General features: G+C 59.3%; 13 protein-coding genes. 9 read left to right on the top strand and 4 right to left on the bottom strand.

Features of this window, described 5'->3' with window-relative positions:
• Positions 1–103: 103 nt before the first annotated feature.
• A complete protein-coding gene (locus FHX05_RS20805; protein WP_183874181.1) occupies positions 104–367 on the bottom strand; it encodes a hypothetical protein in 264 nt (87 codons plus the stop codon).
• 365 nt (positions 368–732) lie between these two features.
• Positions 733–1,248, bottom strand: coding sequence for an NUDIX hydrolase (locus FHX05_RS20800; RefSeq protein WP_112337713.1), 516 nt, complete (start codon positions 1,246–1,248; stop codon positions 733–735).
• Positions 1,249–1,578: 330 nt separating this feature from the next.
• Here FHX05_RS20800 and FHX05_RS20795 point away from each other — a divergent pair, with 330 nt between their 5' ends.
• The 9 genes from FHX05_RS20795 (at position 1,579) to FHX05_RS20755 (ending at position 10,756) form a co-directional block, all read left to right on the top strand.
• Positions 1,579–2,442 (top strand): DMT family transporter, encoded by an 864-nt coding sequence (locus FHX05_RS20795; RefSeq protein ID WP_183874179.1) that lies wholly within the window; start codon positions 1,579–1,581, stop codon positions 2,440–2,442.
• A gap of 351 nt (positions 2,443–2,793) precedes the next feature.
• Positions 2,794–3,594 carry a class I SAM-dependent methyltransferase gene (locus FHX05_RS20790; RefSeq protein ID WP_246699022.1) on the top strand — a complete coding sequence of 267 codons (801 nt, stop codon included), beginning with the start codon at positions 2,794–2,796 and terminating at the stop codon, positions 3,592–3,594.
• A 94-nt stretch (positions 3,595–3,688) separates the two neighbouring features.
• Positions 3,689–4,720 carry a prephenate dehydratase domain-containing protein gene (locus FHX05_RS20785; protein WP_183874178.1) on the top strand — a complete coding sequence of 344 codons (1,032 nt, stop codon included), beginning with the start codon at positions 3,689–3,691 and terminating at the stop codon, positions 4,718–4,720.
• A complete protein-coding gene (locus FHX05_RS20780; protein WP_183874176.1) occupies positions 4,717–6,144 on the top strand; it encodes an FAD-linked oxidase C-terminal domain-containing protein in 1,428 nt (475 codons plus the stop codon). Before FHX05_RS20785 ends, FHX05_RS20780 begins: the two co-directional genes overlap by 4 nt.
• A 36-nt stretch (positions 6,145–6,180) precedes the next feature.
• Complete coding sequence (locus FHX05_RS20775; RefSeq protein ID WP_183874174.1) at positions 6,181–7,404, top strand: alpha-hydroxy acid oxidase; 1,224 nt, start codon at positions 6,181–6,183, stop codon at positions 7,402–7,404.
• 38 nt (positions 7,405–7,442) lie between these two features.
• Positions 7,443–8,423: an ABC transporter substrate-binding protein gene (locus tag FHX05_RS20770; RefSeq protein WP_210294942.1), complete on the top strand. Its 981-nt coding sequence runs from the start codon at positions 7,443–7,445 to the stop codon at positions 8,421–8,423.
• Positions 8,420–9,352 carry an ABC transporter permease gene (locus FHX05_RS20765; protein ID WP_183874170.1) on the top strand — a complete coding sequence of 311 codons (933 nt, stop codon included), beginning with the start codon at positions 8,420–8,422 and terminating at the stop codon, positions 9,350–9,352. Before FHX05_RS20770 ends, FHX05_RS20765 begins: the two co-directional genes overlap by 4 nt.
• Positions 9,352–10,149, top strand: a complete 798-nt coding sequence (locus FHX05_RS20760; RefSeq protein ID WP_041678435.1) for an ABC transporter ATP-binding protein — start codon at positions 9,352–9,354, stop codon at positions 10,147–10,149. Before FHX05_RS20765 ends, FHX05_RS20760 begins: the two co-directional genes overlap by 1 nt.
• 55 nt (positions 10,150–10,204) lie before the next feature.
• Positions 10,205–10,756, top strand: coding sequence for a MarR family transcriptional regulator (locus FHX05_RS20755; RefSeq protein ID WP_112412529.1), 552 nt, complete (start codon positions 10,205–10,207; stop codon positions 10,754–10,756).
• A 93-nt stretch (positions 10,757–10,849) separates the two neighbouring features.
• Here the strand turns inward: FHX05_RS20755 and FHX05_RS20750 are convergent, their stop codons facing one another.
• Together FHX05_RS20750 and FHX05_RS20745 are read right to left on the bottom strand one after the other, a co-directional pair.
• The gene (locus FHX05_RS20750) at positions 10,850–11,791 is read right to left on the bottom strand and encodes an MYG1 family protein (RefSeq protein WP_183874168.1); all 942 of its coding nucleotides are present in this window, start codon (positions 11,789–11,791) and stop codon (positions 10,850–10,852) included.
• Between the two features lie 149 nt (positions 11,792–11,940).
• A complete protein-coding gene (locus tag FHX05_RS20745) occupies positions 11,941–12,837 on the bottom strand; it encodes a GGDEF domain-containing protein (RefSeq protein ID WP_183711737.1) in 897 nt (298 codons plus the stop codon).
• Positions 12,838–13,200: the final 363 nt, after the last annotated feature.

Here is a 13,200-nt window from a genome sequence, read left to right as displayed (position 1 = left end):
ACGAACTCTTCTTGGGCGCGCCATAATCCGATGCGCTCTCACCTGATTGGCAGTGGCCATCGCCGAAGCCACGCTCACCAGGACGGACTATCCGGGATACGGTTCAATCGAAGGGGTTATCGAGATATACCCGATCTACGAGCTTCAGGCTGCGGTCGGGCTGCAGGATGTAGGTCTCGCGCACTCGTTCGCCCCACTGATCCGTGAATGTGTGAGGAACAATGCTGCCGATCGGCGACTTTTGTAACCGTTGGCTCGGCTGCCCGCCGTAGGTGATGCTTCCGGGAATAGGCTTCAGCCCCTCTTGGCTGGCTTGGCAGGCCGCAAGCATTCCCGCCAGAATTCCCGCTGCGACTATTCTTTTCATCGCCTGCTCCAATCTTGCTTCGATACACCAAACCAAACGTCGGTATGGAGGTCCACCAAGTGGATCATAGATCAGCGAAGAGCATCAAGCCCGAATATTCGCCCTGCCACCGGAGGTTCCTCCAATGACAGGGCGGACCGCCGACGGGTGATAGTGGTGTCGGCGACCGGGGGCGGTCATCCACTATCCGAATAGACCCGCGTTGAACACGGACCTTAGTCTGATGACGAGTGACACTCTTGCCAAGATGAGCCGGAATTCGGTGGGATCGGACCATCGCAACGGCCGGATGCCAATCACTGGCCGCGTCTGACCGCTTTCGCCCCATTATTCTTTCAGCTGAGCAGACAAAGTCGCACGGGTGATTATTTGCGCTGCGGCTTAAAGTTGACGAGCAATGATTTAAGCTCGATTTCACGCACGCGGCGTGCCGCCTCGTCGGGGCTGACCCAATCAATCCGGCGCTGTCCCCGCTCCTTGAACTCCGCCCCGACCTCCTTCACCTCGATTTGGAACATGTCGACGACGCAGGGCGCGACTTTTCCGTCAGGGAGTTCTTTAAGATAGGTGTACCGGCCAAACGGCACCTTCCTCACCTTGCCACGAACGCCCGCCTCCTCCCAGGCTTCGATCGCAGCCGCTTCGTGAGGCTCCTTGCCTTTCATTGGCCAACCTTTCGGTACAATCCAACGGCCACTCTCGCGTGACGTAATCACCAATATCTCGATTTCGCCTTCATCACCCTTGTAGCGGAAACAAAGTGCGCCATACTGGTTGCGGAAAGCACTTGAAAACAGCTTCTCCGGCGTCCGCGCAAGCTGCTGCAGTAGGTGTTTCGGTTTGGGTGATGCAGGCTTGCCGCCTTGCTTTTTCGACTTCATGCCATCCAGCTTGTCAGATTTTCACCCGTGCCTCAATTACGCTAGCGGCGTTTTGAACCCGAAGATACTGCTGGCGCCTACCTGATATGACAGGCAGGTACCGCAAGTCGTTCCACCTGCCACGCTCAAACATTGCGCGATCCATCAACCAAGATCCCAAAACGTCGGCAATCGCCATCGCAGAAACTGGCGCAGCAGCGACATCGCGGATGCAAGTTAATAATAATTGCGTTTTGCAAGTAAATAGTTGACATTACGCTCCGAGCCCTGTGCACCTTGTGCTGAACTCGCCGCTTGCCTGGATTACCGTCTGGCCACAAAGGATGTGAGATGACCGCAGCCCTGTTTCTTGCGACTGTGCTTTTTTGGGGGTCTGGCGCCATTGTGACGTCCCTTCAGGCAAGTGCTTCCGCACCTGAGCTATCAGTCGCCATTCGCATGTTTCTTGTTGGGTCAGGCATGCTCGGCTTTTCGATCGCAACCGGCAAACCGATCACAATTATGCGCGGCGACCGTTCTTGGGTGGCAATGCAGGGCATATTGTTTTTCGGGCTTGCTTTCATCGCCTTTTACAAGGCGACGCAAGGTATACCGAGCGGGATCGCAGCTCTGGTGCTGTCGAGTTCCTCGCTTTTCGCCGCGGTAGCCAGCCGGTTTCTGCTGGATCTACGAATAAGCCGCCGCGCCGCGATCGGCATAATCTTTGGTCTACTGGGCCTCGGCATCGTGGCCGCCCCACAGATCTTTGCCTTGCATCTCAACCCGCAAACCCTGAAAGGCTTCATATGGGCCGCCATTGCCGCGATAGCGACCGGCGCAGGGACGGCGATCGCTGCGCGCAACCAGCGGCGCGGCGTGCCCATCCCAGTCCTCATGGGTTGGGGCGCATTGTGCGGATGCGGCTTCGGGTTCGCCTGGGCTGTGGTTGTCGGCACGTCCCTGACAATACCTGTAACAACCGGCTATCTGGCACAGCTTGCCTATCTCGCAATTGTCGCCTCCTGCGTCACCTTTCTCATGTATTTCACGCTTATTGAAAAGGTCGGCCCAGCCCGCGCCGCTTATGCGCTAACCGTTGTTCCCATTGTTGCTATGACAATTTCCGTCATATTCGAAGGGCTGCACGTCGATACACGTCTCGCCCTCGGTGGCGCAACGATCATTCTGGGCAATATCCTGATCCTTAATGCCTGAAACCGGACCGTTAACAATCATTTGAGATCAGGATCATACCTGGCTGTGCTTTGGCAAGCATTGGGATCATGACCAGCTATAGCTTGGCGGCCCCTGCGAAATCCGGGATAGGGCTATTCCAATCAGGGAGAATATCCTCTTCAGGCAGCAATTGTCTCGGGCAAAACTGCCTCCAAATAGATCGATTGCACAAAGCTTATGCATGTCTAAATTACTTGCAAATAGCAATTGATTTCCTAGCAAATCTATGTTGTAGTTTTAATCATAAGAGGTAAATCGCATCGCGATTACCCGCATAACTAGAATCTAGGGAGATGTCCGAACCGCAACAATTTTGGAAGGCATATGTTCATGTATATGTCCTCGACACCGATTGAATCTGAGGTCGTCTTTTCAGGCCGCCGCTCGGCGACCTACCGCGATGCACTCCACCTCTTTCCCGATGCCTGGCTTGACGATATTGCCGCCATGCGCCGCTTCCTGCAGCCGGTCGACGGCCGACGCGTCTTGGAAATCGGCGCCGGCAACGGTCATTTCAGCCGAGCGATCGCCGAAGATGTAGGCCCTACAGGCTTACTGGTCGCAACCGATCCGTCCACCGAACAACTTGAGGATCTCGAAATCGAAAGTGGCGGCCGGATCAGAGTCTTCGGTCAGGCAGCGCACATGCTCGACCTGCCGATCCGCGATTTTGACATGGCCTGGTCGCGCGGCGCCGTCCACCATATTTCCGACAAGACAGCGGCTTGGACGGCTATCGCAGCCCATATGCGCCCCGGCGGCAAGCTGGTAGTTGCCGACATCTTCGCCGGAACGCGGCTTGCCGCCTATTTCGACGATTTTATCGCCCTGAGTTGCTGCACCGGCCACGAGGTCTCTTTCCTCTCGCGGGAATTTGCCACCAGCCTGTGCGCTCTGACCGGATGGGATAAGCCCCAATTTACCGATGTCACCACCCGCTGGCGCTTCGACACCAAGGCAGATCTCGGACATTTTCTGCGATTGCTGTTCTCGGCAACCGAGATCTTCACCGACGACGACTGCCTTGTTGCAGCAGAACGCCATCTTGACATCGTTTCCGACGGCAACGGCATCGCCCTGCTGTGGCCGATGACAGTGATGGAAACGACAAGGCTGCCGACCGCAAATTAATCATGGATGAGCGATCACAGGCGCTCGACGCGGGACGGGACAATCCTGCCCGCGGCGTGACCTGGCATGCGCAAATTTCCTTCGGAGTTCGCCTATGACATCGACCGCCGCAAACCGTGGATCCACGGCCCCTCGCCCCGCGATCCCTTTCGATCCGCATACAAGTACATTGCCTCCGGTTGCCACGAAACTTGGCTCGGAGCTTGCGGTCCATAAGGTCGGCTATAATGGTCGGCCCGGTGCATTTGCGGATGTTGCCTGCAGGATGGCGTTCCCATCCGCCGACCGCATCGCCCTGCCGAGCCTGGAGACCACGATTGCCAGCACCGTCCGCGGTGAAGTCGACCGGATCCTCCTGCCATGCGAAAACAGCTTGGTCGGGCGGGTGCCGGATGTGCACAGGATCGTGCCCGACAGTGGTTTGCACATCGTCGGCGAGCATTTTCAGCGCGTCGAACATTGCCTCATGGCGCCGCCAGGCGCATCGCTTGCAAGCATCAGGCGCGTGCGTTCGCACCCCGTCGCACTTAGTCAGGTCAGCCGGCTAATTGCGGCGCTCGACCTAGAGGCCATTGCCGCTCCGACGACATCGCACGCCGCCGAGCTGGTGGCATCTTGCAAGGATCCGAGCGAGGCCGCAATTGCCTCGGATGTCGCAGCCGACCTTTATGGATTGGATATCCTCAAACGCAATGTCGAAGACGATCCGCATAATACGACACGGTTCTACGTGCTGTCTGCCGAACCTCAAGCGGTCGAGCAAAAAACACAGCTTCTGACGACGATCGTCTTCCGCACCCAGAACCGGCCGGGCTGCCTCTACCATGCCATTGCCGGATTTGCCGAAAACGGCATCAACATGACCAAGATCGAAAGCTATCTTGTCGGCGGACAGTTCGTGCCATCCCGCTTCCTTTGCGAGTTCGAGGGCGATCCAGCCGCACCGGAGGTGGCCGATGCGCTCGATATTCTCGCCCATCATGCTCGCGAGCTGGTCGTGCTTGGGACATTCCCGATGGCAAGCCGCCACCTGCGCAACCGCAGTGAGGAAAATCTCTCGTCATGGGGGACCAAGCCTCCAGCCGCCTTTCGATGGTCCGATGGCCAGCAGGAGGCCGAGCGATGACGACTGCGGTAAACCACTACGGACGCCATGGCGATCTTGTCGATGCGGCAATCGCGAAATTGAAGCTGCATTTTGGCGAGCGGCTGACAACGGCGACGGCCGTGCGTGATCAGCATGGCCATGATGTGAGCTGGCATCCCTCCTATCCGCCGGATGCGGTCGTCTTCCCGGATACGGCGGATGAGGTATCACGCATCGTCGCGACCTGCCACGCCTTCGATGTGCCGGTAATCCCGTTTGGAACCGGCACCTCCTGTGAGGGTCATGTTGCCGCCCTTATGGGTGGAATATGCATCGATCTCTCGCGGCTGGATCGAATTTTGACGATTCAACCGGACGATATGACAGCGACGGTCGAGGCAGGCGTCACCCGCAAGCGCCTGAACGCCGAACTGCGCGATACCGGACTGTTCTTTCCCGTCGATCCCGGCGCGGATGCCTCACTTGGCGGAATGGCTTCGACGCGCGCCTCCGGTACGAATGCCATGCGGTATGGCACGATGAAGGACAATGTCGTTTCACTCGGTGTCGTTCTGCCCAATGGCGATCGGATCCGCACCGCAAGCCATGCCCGCAAATCGGCCGCGGGCTATGATCTGACACGTCTCTGGGTGGGATCGGAAGGCACGCTCGGCATCGTGACCGACGTGACTGTCAAATTGCATCCAATTCCGGACCACGTCGTTGCGATTTCGGCGAGTTTCTCCACGCTGGAACAAGCGGTCGGCTTCGTGCTTGTTGCAACCAGGCTAACGGATACATTGGCACGCATCGAACTGCTCGATGAACTGCAGGTCGAGGCCGTCAACAGCTATTCAAAACTCTCCTTGCCGGTCGAGCCGACGCTTTTTATCGAACTGCACGGTAGTCGCGCGGCGGTCGAGGCCGCCTTGCCGTTTATAGAAGCGGAGGCACATGCCGCTGGCGCCAGTCGCTTTGACACGGCCGTATCGGCGGAGGCCCGAGGCAGGCTCTGGCAGGCACGTCATGATATTTGGTGGGCCAACCTTGCGCTGCGCCCGGGCGCAAGCGCCCTGCCGACAGATAGCTGCGTGCCGGTATCCCGGCTCGTTGAGGCAATTCTTGCTGCCAAGGCCGATGTGAGAGATCTTGGTCTTCTCGCACCGATCTGCGGCCATGTGGGGGACGGAAATTTCCATCTTTGCGTCCTATTCGATCCCGCCGATCCCGATGAGCATCAGCGCGTCGAAACCCTGACCAAACGTCTTGCGGCCCGCGCAATCGCGCTGCAGGGAACATCGACCGGCGAGCATGGGATCGGCCACGGCAAGATGGCCGCGCTCGTCGCAGAGCATGGTCCCGCCATTCGGGTAATGGCCGCGATCAAACGCGCCGTCGATCCTCACAACATCATGAATCCAGGCAAGATTTTCAATCTCGCCGAGGCACCGCCGTTCAATTGAGCAAGATCCATAAACCAGGGAGGGAATAGAATATTCATGTCCAGCCAGCATGGTCCGGCCTCCATCGCCGACTTCAGAATCGCCGCGCAACGCGCATTGCCGAAAATGGTCTTTGATTTTTTCGACGGCGGCGCCGGCTCGGAACTCACATTGCGCGAAAACAGGGCTGCACTGGATCGGATCCGTCTCGTCGGCTCTGCGCCGGTCGATGTTGGCCACCGCTCGGCGGCCATCTCGCTCTTCGGCAAACCGCTCTCAATGCCGATCATCATCGGACCGACCGGGCTGGCGGGTGCTGCATGGCCCGCGGGCGACCAGGCATTGGCCCGGGCAGCCGCACAAGCAGGAATCCCCTTTGTCATGAGTTCGGCGGCCAGCGCGTCCATGGAAGCCGTGGCAGCTACCGGTGAAGGCAGGAAGTGGTTTCAGCTCTACCTGTTCCGGGACCGCGAGGTGAGCCTCAGACTATTGCAGCACGCCCAGGCCTTGGGCTTCGAAGCAATCGAGATCACCGTCGACAACGCCATTCCCGGCAGGCGGTTGCGCGATGCTCGCAATGGCTTTTCACTGCCGTTCCGCTGGACGCCAAAGAAACTCCTGAGCCTTGCCACCCATCCCGGCTGGGCATTGCGGATGGCGCGTGCCGGTGCACCGAGGCTGGAGGTCATGGCGGCCGAGTTCGACCTCAGGTCCGCCGCCACCATCGCCGAGGTGATGGAACAGCAGCTCGATCCGACCGTATCCTGGGACGATATCGCCTTCATACGCGATCGCTGGAAAGGCCCTTTGATCCTTAAGGGGCTACTCGATCCAGCGCAGGGGGCAAGGGCAGCCGAATTGGGACTGGACGGTATCGTAGTCAGCAATCATGGCGGCCGGCAACTCGATGGAGCCGTTGCAAGTATCGATATCCTGCCGGAATTCGCTGCCGCCGTGGCCGGTCGGCTGGCCATTCTCGTGGACAGCGGATTTCGCAGCGGCACCGACGTCATCAAGGCCCTTGCCCTCGGCGCCACGGCTGTGCAGCTCGGCCGTGCAACCCTCTACGCGCTTGCGAGCGGTGGAGAGGAAGCGGTCTCCCGCGCTTTGAGCATCCTCGCTGCAGAACTCGATGTCGCCCAGGCGATGACGGGTTCACCGACCATCGCCGATATCGGCCCTGCAAAGCTCCGGCTGCCGCCGCCCTTGATCCGGACCGAAAGGGTGGCGACACCTGGCGAGCTCGCCTCATCCCGCCCGCAAACCTTCGCAGCCGCTTGAACGAATTTTCCGAAAACCCTTCCGAGGAGATCATTCCCATGCGCCGTAGAACTGCTCTGTTTCACGCCCTCGCCCTCTCAGCATTGCTGATGCCGCTGCCCACAGCGACCGCATTTGCGGCCGACAAGACGGTTGCCCTGACCTATATCGTCGAACACCCGGCCATCGATGCGGCCCGCAAAGGGATCGTCGATGCGCTGGCGGATGCCGGCTTCGTTGACGGCAAAACCATCACGCTCGATGTCGCCAGCGCTCAAGGGAGCATGCCGACGCAAACACAGATCGCAAAAACATTCGCCGGTAAATCGCCCGACCTGATCGTCGCCATTTCCACCCCCTCCGCCCAGGCTTGCCAGGCGGCGGCGAAAGGAGCGATCCCGATCGTGTTTTCTGCGGTAACAGATCCCGTTGCGGCAAAATTGGTCAAAAGCTTCACCGAGCCCGACGGCACGCTCACCGGCACCAGCGACAAGCAACCCCTAAATCTGACCTTTGAATTGATCCGCAAGCTCACACCAACAGCGACGAAAGTCGGGGTCCTCTATAATGCTGGCGAAGCCAACTCCGTCGCACAGGTGGCGGACATGAAGGCGGCGGCGGCGAAATTCGGCATGAGTATCGTCGAGGCGACGGCAGCGCAGTCGGCCGCCGTGCCGGATGCTGCCCGTAGCCTGGTCGGCAAGGCCGACGTCATCCTGCTGCCGACCGACAGCACGGTGGTTTCAGCCGTGGAAAGCGTGGTCAAGGTCGGCGTCGATGCAAAGATCCCGGTCTATGCCAGCGACACCAACTCCGTCGAACGCGGCGCAATGGCTGCGCTTGGCTTCAATTACTATAAGCTCGGGCGGCTGACGGGCGAGATCGCCGCCAAAGTTCTGAACGGCGCAAAGCCCGCCGACATCCCGGTTGGAACTCTGGACAGCGAGGATCTCTACCTCAATCTCGTCTCGGCCAAGAAGATGGGCGTCACTCTGTCCGAGGCCACGACGCAAAGCGCAGCAAAGGTGATCGCACAATGAGCCTGATTGCCCTTTCCGGCGCCTGCGAGGCAGGCCTGCTGTTTGCCCTCGTGGCCCTTGGCGTCTATCTTTCGTTTCGGGTGCTCGATTTTCCGGATCTGACTGTCGATGGCAGCTTTCCGCTAGGCGCTGCAGTCGCAGCATCCGCGATTATGGCCGGCGTGCCGCCTATGGTCGCAACACTCCTCGGATTTGCGGCGGGCGCGGTCGCCGGCTTCGTAACGGCATTTCTGTCGGTTCGATTGAAGATCATGAACCTGCTGGCGGGTATCCTGACCATGGTCGCGCTGTTTTCGATCAACCTGCGCATCATGGGCAAACCGAATATATCGCTCTACGGCACCGACACCATATTTTCCTGGATCGGCACGATTGCCGCACTCGGTGTCTGGGGCAATACAATATTGCTCCTCTGCATCGTGGTGACCGCAAAGGTTCTGGTTAACTGGTTCCTCGCGACGCACATGGGACTTGCCTTGCGTGCAACCGGCGCCAACCCGAAGATGGCCGAGGCGCAGGCCGTCGACAACGGCCGCATGGTCATGCTTGGCATGGCTCTCGCCAACGGCCTCGTTGGCCTTGCCGGAGCGCTGTATGCCGAAAGCCAGGGTGTTGCCGATGTCTCCATGGGTATCGGCACCATCGTCACCGGTCTTGCCGCCGTCATTATCGGCGAGACAATCGTCGGCGCCGGGTCGGTTGCGCGCGCCACTCTCGGCTGCATCCTCGGCGCATTGATCTACCGTCTGGTCATCGCCCTGGCACTTGATGGGGGCGTGATCGGGATCCAGGCGCAGGATCTCAATCTGGTAACCGCACTGGTGGTCGCCGTTGCCGTGATGATTTCAAAAACGCGGCTGAAGAAGCTGCCCGCCATCAGGCGTACCCGGCTGTCGGAGCCGTCGAAAGCAGAAGGAGCAGCCTCATGATGCTGAAACTCGATACGATCTCGGTCACGTTCAATCCTGGCACCGCTCTCGAAGTAGCGGCGCTGCGTGGCGCTTCGCTGGCCATTCCCCATGGCCAGTTCGTAACCGTGATCGGCAGCAATGGCGCAGGAAAATCCACGCTGCTTTCGGCCATTGCCGGCGCAATTTCGCCCGACAAGGGCCGGATCGTGATTGATGGCGTAGACGTCACGCGACTGTCTGCCCAGGCGCGGGCGCGATTCATCGGCCGCGTATTTCAGGACCCACGGATCGGAACCTGTGAAGCTCTGACCGTCGAGGAAAATCTTGCGCTCGCCTCCGCACGCGCCGGGCGACGAGGACTATCCCTTGCGCTTGGCGGGAGACGTGGCCGCTCGCGATTTGAGGAACAGCTCGCCGGCCTGGGGCTCGGACTTGAAACGAAGCTTAGAGCGCGAATTGGCACACTTTCCGGCGGTCAGCGGCAGGCGGTAAGCCTGTTGATGGCAACGTTGCTGCCAATGAAGATACTTCTTCTCGACGAACATACAGCCGCGCTTGACCCCAAGGCGGCAGCGCGCATCCTGGCACTTTCGGCGGAGATCAGCGAGCGTCAGCATCTCACCACGCTGATGGTCACGCACAGCATGCGGCATGCTCTCGATTATGGCCAGCGCACAATCATGATGAGTGGCGGGCGCATCGTGCTTGATGTTGCAGGCGATGAACGGGCAGGTTACGACGTCCCCGACCTGATCGCCCTGTTCGGGGCAGTAAGCGGCGGCGAGATCGCCGAGGACAGGTTGCTGCTCGCTTGATTGTCGCCCGGCGTGGCGGCTTGTTTTCACAATTGCGCTGGAATATATCTGCAATATGCAATTAAAAAACGATCAAGCTGACAATGGGCTGGCGGGGGAACGCGAGGATGGGACGGCATTAAAGCCGGCCTTCCGGCTCGATCGCTGGATACCCTATCGAATGTTTCTGGTCGCAAGCAGCACCGCTGAGCTGCTCGCCTCCTATTACGGACCAAGATACGGTCTGTCGCAAGCCTCGTGGCGAATTCTCGCCATCGCCGGTGGCCGTCCCGGGCTTTCGAGCAAGGAAATCTGCCACGCAGGCGCGCTCGATCAATTTGCCGTCAGCCGCGGTATCGCGCAACTGGTTTCGCTGGGCTTCGCCCGGCGCAACGCCGGCGCGGGCGACCGGCGGTTTTCGGCCGTCGAACTCACATCCGAGGGCTACAAGGTGCTCGACGAGATCGTGTCGATCGGTCAGGCGATGGAGGCACGCATTCTCGAAAGCCTGTCTGAACACGAGCGCGAGATGCTCCATGCCATGCTCGATCGCATCGAGGATGCTTGCGCTGGAGCTGTCGCTCGCGGGTGGCAGGCCGTGGTTGGCGACGTCAGATCTGGAGGCTGATCCAATTCGGCATGCAAGCGGCCCGGCACATGGCTGAAACCAGCCGCTTGTTCTTCCCGACGTTTGCGGCATGTGCCGATGGCGAGTTCAGCCTTAGTTCGAGACTCGATCGGCTCTTTTTTCCACGTCCTCTACCGCCAACCTAGCGAGAGCAAGTATAGCTTCTCGCGTTTTGGCGGCGGCAATAAAACGGCCGTTATGGCAGAAGCTGGCTCCCTCGACCCCCGTCGCCACTTCCAAATCGCGCCCGCTCAACCCCGCCCAAGCCGCCGGCAGGTCGGCGCGCAGCTCGAACCCTTCCTCCGCGCGGCGAATTCCCGTCAGGCACCAATCGGCCTCGCGAGGATGAACCACAAACAGAAGGTGATCGGCACCTGCCTTCATGATGGCCGGACGAAACGGCATGCCCATCGGCAGCTCGAGAACACGGCCCTCCCCGGCGGACGCAATCGCCTTCAGAACCAGGGTTTCAGCGCGTAGTTTCGCGTGGATCCCGGCAATCTTTGCTTCGACAAAACTGCGGGCGATCGCAACCGCAGCATGGAAGGCTCGATCGGTCGCCTCCGGATCCGGATCGTCGAAGACAGGTTTCAATGTTTCGAGCAGGGACGGCAGGGTCAATCCCGCCAGCAGACCGGCGCTATCCGGGCTGAGTGCGCCATTGTCGACCAGGTCGATCGGCAAGACGAAGCTGGCATCGAAGGCGGCATGCATCGTCTCCACGAAGGCGCCCGGAACAGAGAGCGCGGCCAGATAGTCACGACCGAAATGTTTCCAGATCAAGCCGAACGAGCTGAAGGGCTGGCCATCGTTGCGCTGCGGGGCGCCGCGCTGGTGATGATCGAAAATCCCGGCAGCGGCGTCATAGGCGCCGCCGACATCATAGACGATGCGATCGGCGCCGGGGGTGATCCATTCCGGCGCCCTGCTGCGAACAAGCCGTGCTTCAGGGAAAATCTGCGTGAGAATGACGCTGGACAACACTTCGTCGGCATGAAAGCCGCCGGAATGCGTGACGAGGAAATTTGGAGCCATACGGCCATAGCCTTACTGTTCGCGAATTGGACAGCCCGGCAGATAACCAGTTCCGGCCGTTATCTCAACTGCTTATCACGAAAGTGAAGGGATACCGGCAGGTGCTGCCATGTTGAACCGCAGAACGATGTGCAAGGTGGAACGATACTTCAGGCAGCGCGAACCCGGTCGCGGCCGCTGAGCTTGGCAGCGTAGAGAGCCTGATCGGCGCGCCGGTACAAATCCGGCGCACTGTCGGTTTCCAGGCAGGCAGCAATGCCGGCCGAGCAAGTGTAACCGAAATCCGGCGAGGCTGTGAGCGGTCGGGAAAACCGGATCGTCGTCAACATCCGTTCAATAAGTTCGATTGCATCTTGCTGCGTTGTTCCCGGCATGACGAGAACGAACTCCTCGCCGCCGACGCGCCCGAAACAGTCGGTACGCCGCACATATTGATGGAGCCTATGTGCAAAATCCCGCAGGACGAGATCTCCGGCGTCGTGACCGTGCTTATCGTTGATCAGTTTGAAATTGTCGATATCGAATACGGCAAGGCATCCGATATCGCCACTCCTGGCGCCGGCCAGCATATCGTCTATTCGCGCCATGACGAAACGGCGATTGGCGATCCCTGTGAGCTCGTCGGTTTGAGAAGCCTTGATGGCCTGGTCGCGATCTTGCCGGACGCTTCGGCCTTCAGCACGCAATGTTGTTATATCGCTCGCAATGCACAGCATCCAGCCATTCTTCTGCATGGTTTCGGTCATCCAAAGCCAGCGACCGTCCACCAAATCCGTCTCGAAGGCTCGATAGCCGATCTTCCCGCGACGTGACTGCGTCGACCGTAGCCATCCGTCGAAGTCGACCGTGCGAATGACCGTACCGCGCCCAAGTGTGAAGTTGCGCCGCATCAGATCCGGCCATAGCGGTGCTTCATCGGGATCGATAAAATAGGCTGATCGAAAGGCAGGGTTTGCATATCGCAACCGATCCTCGGCGTCATAAACCGCCATAAGCGTCGAACTGGTTGCACAAAGGTGCAGAAGCTGTTCGATTATTTCGTCCATGTCGGCTCCTGCTAATTCAGCCGCACAATACTTACCGCAGAATCGCTGCGAGAAAAGGGGCGAGCCAGCTGGACGGAATCGGCTTGCCCTTCAATTTGCTTTAGCCCCGCCTGCGATCGATTGGTTGCTCGAAATCGCCGAATCATTGGAAGTACTTATGCGATTTCCGCACCAAGCATCTTTAAACCTATAGGCGCAATCCCTACGTGGTCTACCGTTATGTCTATCAAGGCAACACCGATGTGAGATTACTCACGACCACGCAGTTCCCCAGTGGGGACTGGAGACGCGCGGTCATTTTTCCAGACAATGAGCAGCCCAAACTTTCGACACGCCCTTGGTGCGTCGAGTGCTTAGGCGCGC

The organism is Rhizobium sp. BK491 (assembly GCF_014194925.1).
GTDB lineage: Bacteria > Pseudomonadota > Alphaproteobacteria > Rhizobiales > Rhizobiaceae > Rhizobium.
This window is presented reverse-complemented; position numbering and strand designations above follow the sequence as displayed.